The organism is Psychrobacter sp. PSi21 (assembly GCF_054960615.1).
The window spans coordinates 65,226-71,904 of sequence record NZ_JBHNYR010000020.1; the positions used below are offsets into that span (position 1 = coordinate 65,226).

General features: G+C 40.5%; 6 protein-coding genes and 2 pseudogenes. 4 read left to right on the forward strand and 4 right to left on the reverse strand.

Features of this window, described 5'->3' with window-relative positions:
• Positions 1-10 precede the first annotated feature (10 nt).
• Entirely contained in the window at positions 11-1,114 is a 1,104-nt protein-coding gene (rutA, locus tag ACFI32_RS12800) for a pyrimidine utilization protein A (protein WP_462626984.1), read from the reverse strand.
• A gap of 559 nt (positions 1,115-1,673) precedes the next feature.
• Here rutA and ACFI32_RS12805 point away from each other — a divergent pair.
• The 4 genes and pseudogenes from ACFI32_RS12805 to ACFI32_RS12820 all read left to right on the forward strand — a co-directional run.
• Positions 1,674-2,324 carry a TetR family transcriptional regulator C-terminal domain-containing protein gene (locus ACFI32_RS12805; protein WP_462626985.1) on the forward strand — a complete coding sequence of 217 codons (651 nt, stop codon included), beginning with the start codon at positions 1,674-1,676 and terminating at the stop codon, positions 2,322-2,324.
• A 225-nt stretch (positions 2,325-2,549) separates the two neighbouring features.
• Complete coding sequence (locus ACFI32_RS12810) at positions 2,550-3,872, forward strand: NAD(P)/FAD-dependent oxidoreductase (RefSeq protein WP_462626986.1); 1,323 nt, start codon at positions 2,550-2,552, stop codon at positions 3,870-3,872.
• Between the two features lie 714 nt (positions 3,873-4,586).
• Positions 4,587-5,051, forward strand: coding sequence for a transposase family protein (locus ACFI32_RS12815; RefSeq protein ID WP_462626987.1), 465 nt, complete (start codon positions 4,587-4,589; stop codon positions 5,049-5,051).
• A gap of 8 nt (positions 5,052-5,059) precedes the next feature.
• A pseudogene (locus ACFI32_RS12820) lies at positions 5,060-5,443 on the forward strand (transposase family protein); the annotation flags it as partial.
• 69 nt (positions 5,444-5,512) lie between these two features.
• Here the strand turns inward: ACFI32_RS12820 and ACFI32_RS12825 are convergent.
• The 3 genes and pseudogenes from ACFI32_RS12825 to ACFI32_RS12835 all read right to left on the reverse strand — a co-directional run.
• Entirely contained in the window at positions 5,513-5,881 is a 369-nt protein-coding gene (locus ACFI32_RS12825) for a hypothetical protein (protein ID WP_462626988.1), read from the reverse strand.
• 385 nt (positions 5,882-6,266) lie between these two features.
• Positions 6,267-6,467 (reverse strand): hypothetical protein, encoded by a 201-nt coding sequence (locus ACFI32_RS12830; RefSeq protein ID WP_462626989.1) that lies wholly within the window; start codon positions 6,465-6,467, stop codon positions 6,267-6,269.
• 9 nt (positions 6,468-6,476) lie between these two features.
• Positions 6,477-6,679 (reverse strand): annotated as a pseudogene (locus ACFI32_RS12835) (hypothetical protein); the annotation flags it as partial.

Here is a 6,679-nt window from a genome sequence, read left to right on the forward strand (position 1 = left end):
GCTCCTTTTATTAGGCTTCGCTGACAGCTTGGCTGGGTACGGGGGTATCGACATTGATACGGCTGGTCATTAAGGGCTGAATCTTATTGCCAAAATCCTCAACCCCTTGCACAAAATCATCAAAGGTCAGTAAGACGCCATCTGTGCCCTCTACTTCGGCAATCTCGTCTAACATGCGGGCGACATTTTCAAACGAGCCAACCAACGTGCCCATGTTGATATTGACGGGTGACACGCTTGAGGCCATATGACGGACATTGGTGTCTGTTCCTGAGGTTTTGTCCTTACCACCTTGTGACTGCAACCAATCAATAGCTTCAAAGTCCGCACCGTCGTTATACGACTGCCATTTTGCTTGCGCTTTTTCATCGGTCTCATCGGTGATGACCATAAAGAGGACGTAGGTTGATACATGGCGGCCCGTCTTATCGGTTTGCGCCTTTAGGCGATCATTGATACCCGCATAAGCCGTGGGCGTGTTCAAGCCTTTACCAAAGACAAAATTGTAGTCGGCGTATTTGGCCGAAAATTCCAGACCCGTATCGGACTGCCCTGCGCAGATGATCTTCATATCTGCCTTGGGGATGGGTTTCACTTGGCAGTCATCCATCTGGAAGAACTCACCCTTAAAGTCAGACTGACCAGTGCGCCAAAGGTCGCGTAAAATGTGAACGTATTCAGAGAGGTATTGATAGCGCTTGCCATAATAGTCATCACCCGGCCACATGCCCATCTGTCCATATTCTGCTTGCTGCCAGCCTGTCACGACATTGAGGCCAAAGCGCCCGTTTGAGATGCTGTCCAGTGTCGCTGCCATTCTGGCGACGATGGCTGGGGGCATGACTAAGGTTGCCGATGTGGCATAGATTTTTATTTTGGAGGTGACGGCTGCAAGTCCCGCCATAAGGGTGAAACTTTCAAGGTTATAGTCCCAAAATTCCGTCTCCCCGCCAAAGCCGCGCAGCTTAATCATCGACAGCGCAAAGTCCATACCATAGTGCTCAGCTTGCTGCACGATTTGCTTATTCAGCTCAAAGGTAGGCTGATACTGCGGCGCATTTTTTGAAATTAACCAACCATTGTTACCAATCGGGCAAAAAATTCCTATTTCCATGAGGTCACCTATAAATATCAAGAGAGAAGAAAAGCGCTATCAAAGGAAGATCCTTTGTATTTTTCAGTAAGCAAAATCCATACCATGAAATTTTAATTATATTTATCAAATGCTTATAAATTTTTACGAGAAAAATTTTTAAACCATATGGTCTAAAAATATGCGTAAAAATAGTGCAAGGTGTTATAAAGCAGTGCAGTTTGTTATAAAATAGTGCAGAACAGCCTTGCAAGCATAGTGCGGGTGGAATGTTTGGTGGTAATTTAAAAGGTGAGGATTAGGGCGAGGCTAAAGAGGAGATGGGCTGATGTCAGACTGCGGCCAAGCAACCTGATAACTCGGCACGTGACTGACTACCATGACTGCTGCTGCCATTACTGATTGCTATTAATGCCTTTGTTTTGGTCAGCTGCACAGCCTAGGCAGGGCGCGCCGTAGGCCATATTGATAAATCAACGATAAAGTAAACATCCGAGTCGGACAGGGCAGCTCAAGATGGCTTTAGCCTTTTTTAAACCAATACATTAGTCATGTCACAGTGGGTGGATCTGACTTTAAGATGAGGGACGAGACAGTGAGAGAAGACGCGCTAGAAGAAATCGAAACCAGTGCAAAAATTTTAAAAAAGAAAGCACATATTATGAACGCCGCATTGATCGTCTTTTCCCAAGAAGGGTTCAATGGGGCGCGTATGGAGCAAATCGCCGAAGAAGCTAACATCTCTAAATCGAATATATTTTATTACTTCCAAAGCAAAGAGGTGCTTTACATTGCTGTTTTGGAAATGGTGCTCAACGAGTGGTTATCCCCTTTAGGGGCGATTAATGCCGACCAAGACCCAAAAGTTGCGCTTACTACTTATATTGAAAAAAAGTATGAGATTTCAAAAAAATCGCCTGCAGCGTCAAGACTGTATGCTTTAGAGATCATGCAAGGCGCCCCTCACCTGATGGCGGTGCTAAAAGGGCCTTTGCGGCGCTTGGTACGAGAAAAGGTCGCTGTGATTGATGGGTGGATTGCTGAGGATAAGATCAAGTCCGTTTCTGCTATCCATTTGATTTTTCACATTTGGGCCGTCACGCAGCATTACTCTGATTTTTCTGAGCAAATCGAAGCGGTTTCTAAGCATAGTCTCAGAAATAAAAAATTCGCCAATGAGGCGTTAAATACCAGTGTTCAACTGCTGGTAGACAGTTTGATGCTTGATTGAACACGAATTGAATATGATGCTGGTTACTCGTATGTATCTAGTGACCACTGCCAATATCTCCAGCGTTTAAGCTGGGGATTTTTATTTGACCTACGGTAGTCTCTTTTTTTTGCTTTTTTGAGATAGGCTGACTGTCAGCGCCATGAGGTTGTCTGATAAAATCAGTATAAGTTATCCATTCAATGTGTCTGTTAGTCATACTGGCTAAGAGGCTGGAGCGGCACCATGCAACCGATCAAACATCTACCCACGCATACTAGTGACGGACAAATTGGCTGGCTAGAGACTGTCCCTTTTATGCGTCCAATGCCTGTGAGACAAGCGACAGAAAACGCGCATTTTGATGTGCTAATTGTGGGCGCAGGCTTTACAGGGCTGGCCACTGCTGGGCGATTGGCTGAGCTGCGGCCTGAGGCGCGCATCGCGGTGGTCGACGCGCTTGAGGTGGGGCAAGGGTCGTCAGGACGCAATGCAGGGTTCATCATTGATGTGCCGCATACTTTAGATCCTGCCAAGCCTGATGCAGTATTGAACGGCATGTTTCGAGATTTAAACAACATGGCGATTGCGCGGCTACAAGCGATTCAAGCGCAGCAAGGGTTAGATGTGTGCTGGCATGCGGCAGGCAAGTATTTGGCTGCACATGAGAACAAACATATTGCCAATTTGAGCGCGTTTACGACCATGCTAGAAAGTATCGGCGAGCGCTACGAGACCCTCGCGGGGAGCGCACTCGCCAACAGGCTGGGCACTGACTACTATCAGCAGGCAGTTTATACTGCAGGTAATATTTTGGTCAATCCAGCCGCGCTTGCTATTTCAGTAGCCAGTGCGCTGCCAAGCAATGTGACGTTGTTAGAAAACTCACCGATTCTGCATGCTGATTTTGTGCGTAAGACTATACAGACGGCAAATGCGCAATTGAGCGCTGATACCATCGTCATGGCGACCAATGCCTTTAGTGAGCAGTTTGGTATTGGGCGGCGTGCCATCACACCAGTCTTTACCTACGCCAGCATGACTCGTCCGCTACGTGATGCGGAGCTGTCATCATTTGCATCGATGCAGCCGTGGGGATTGACCTCTGCACATGCTGCGGGCACAACGGTACGCCTAACCTCTGATCGGCGCCTCTTTATTCGTAATGTACTCAACTATCAGCCCAATTTGACCAGCAATCAGGCGCTACTGACGTCAGCCCAAGCGCAGCACCGACAATCGTATGTCGCGCGGTTTCCACACTTATCCAACGTCCCATTTGAGCATACGTGGGGCGGTCTTATCTGCGTCACCACCAATCATGAGCCTGTGTTCACGCAGCATGCCCAAGGTGTATACGCAGCGGCGGCGATGAATGGCGTTGGCGTGGCAAAAGGCACGTATTTGGGATATTACATGGCAGAGTGGATCTGCGATAAGCCCAGCGTGGCGCTTGATTTTATCCGGCAACATGCAGCGCCAAATTGGATACCGCCTGATCCTATCAGAAGCACGGGGGTGCGACTGCGCCTTGGCTTGGAGGCGCGCACGGCGCAAGGTGAGATATAAAAAGAAATTGAAAAAGTAAATAATATCAAGGCATGTCATTAGCTAGTGCATTAGACCTCTTGCAAAAGTACCAGTTTATTGACTTTAACTAACGAAGTCACAAGGGCTAGCGATGACTTATGCAAGAGATCTATTTGGTAAAATAAAATTACTCCGATTTTTTTATTTTAAAGGAAGTTAATATTTCAATATACGTATTTTTTAATTAATTATATTTAATTATTTTTCTATAAACATATATAATATATATAGTAGCCCATAAGGCAGGCAGGCAGTAATATATATCTGCATAAAAAATATTATTTTTTAAAATGGGAAATATAGATACTTCTCTTACATCTATATAATTATCATGAATCTCGGAAAATATAAAAATATAAGAAAGTGAAAAATTTATTAAAGAAATAAATAATATAAATATATTAAATAATTTAATTTTTATTCTAAGTATAGATCGAGAAAGAAAAAATATAAAAATATTAGATATAAGTATTATTATATTAAATCTTATAAGGGATGCGTGATATTCATTGATATCTGATGAGTATAATATGTAATTATTTTCAGTATGAGAGAATCCATAAAATAAAGCAAAATATATGAAAATCTCAATAAAAAATATTGATATTGAGTAAAAAATATTCTTATAAAGCATGTTTAAACCTTTTTTAGTAGACCTCTTGCAAAAGTAGTTGTAAGACACAGCGTATATTATTGAACGCTACTTACTTAATAGATATACCAAACATAGACAAGCTACTCAACCAAAGTGAGGCTGGTTTTAAACGCTATACGGGCATTCATAAAGCCACCTTTTATGACATGCTTGTGGCCATGCAAGAGCATGAGGCTCAAAAGACCAAATCAGGCAGACCAAGCGTGCTCAGTCTTAAGGAGCAGATACTACTAGCCCTGACTTATTGGCGTGAATACCGCACGCTTTATCATATCAGTATGGACTTTGGTATTCATGAATCTTCAGCTAGCCGTATCATTCGTAAAGTAGAGGACGTTCTTATTGATTCAGGAAAGTTTGAATTGCCCAAAAAACTGCCTAGTCGCATCGATGAGAACATCAATTGGAGCATCGTCATCGTCGATGCGACCGAAACCCCAATTGAGCGTCCAAAAAAAACCAAAGAGACTACTATAGCGGTAAGAAAAAACAATATACCTTAAAAGCGCAGGTTATTGTTCATTGGCAAACAGGCTTGATATTAGATGTGCAAACATCCAAAGGGTCGATCCACGATTTTAAGCTCTATAGAGATACTTATGCTGACTGGTTGCCTTGTGACGCTAAGCTATTAGCCGATAGTGGTTATCAGGGGTTAGCAAAACTACATAACCAAACTTTCACGCCATTTAAGAAACCTCGTGGTGGTCAGTTACTGGAGATATGCAAACAGGCCAATCACTATCTGGCAAGGTTCCGTATTGTGGTTGAACATAAAATAGGCTTAATCAAGTTGTTCAAAATCGTGGCTCATAAATATCGCAACCGGCGTCAGCGCTATGATCGTAGAATGAAGCTATTTGCTGGTATCGTTAATTCCGAGCTTAACCTATGACTTTTGCAAGAGGTCTAATGAACTATAAAAATGGAGCTGGAAGGGCTAGCGACTAATTATATAATAGATCTAATTAAAACGTTCGTATAGCATATTACCATAAGCTTGACCTAAGTTATTTGCATACATATCAGACTTATAATCAGCGTAACTACCACTACTCACCGCATCCCATAATTCAGCGCCATACTGAGTTGTGTCCACAGATATTTTAAATGAGGTATAAGCTAAGTATGCACTATGGGTAAAATGTTGAATTTTATCATAGCCAGGATTACTTTCATTTAATCTTACTAGCGCTTCGTATATATGGTAAAAAGCATAGGTTTCAGTAGATGAGTTTTCTGCAAGATTTTTACCAAATATGCTATTAATATCTTCAATAACTTGTTTGGGGTTTTTTGTATCCTTAAGAAAGTTTTCAAAAACCTCGACCATAATATTTTTATATATCAAAGGAGGGTGGTTTTTTGACCCTAGTGATATAGATTTTTCTTTGAAAAAATCTAAAGATTTTTTATATATTTATTCTTTATAAGAGTTTGATTATTTATATAGTTTCTTTTGATGTTATATTTAAATCGCCACTTCTTCTGTAAATATAATATCCAATATTTTTTCTAAATTATTTTGATATTTCTATAGTTCTTTCCTTATCCATAAGTATTGCTTTATTGCTTTATTGCTTTTTTATCAATAGTATATATTTTTATTTTTAAACAAAATTCACAAATGTTTGTATTTATTTCGCATGTCTTTGAAATTGTTGATTTCAAATATACCTTTCTTGTATTTATATTTTTATTTTCAGAAGTAGATAATTTTATTTTTTTATAAAAACGACACATATATTTATTACCAATGATACATTTTGATATTTATATAAAGGATAGGAGGGTATAAATAAAACACCTTGAATTTTTTTAGAAGGATGTTCTGAAAAATTTATCTCAAAAATAATGTCTTCTATAGATAAAAATTCTGGTAATTCTTTTATGACAACTGGTTGAGTGTAGTAAATCATCGAAACCTCTTAGTTCAAAATAATATGAATACTAAATTTTGTTTTTTGAGATGTGTATATCATTTCGGTAAACCCATTACTATCAGTTGTTCCAAATTTTGTATTACCATATTCATCTATAAGTAAGTATTTCTGATTCAAAGCTGGTTTGCCTATACTATTATTAACCATAAATCTTAAGTTGAATTTTTGATTTGAACCAATTACTAGGC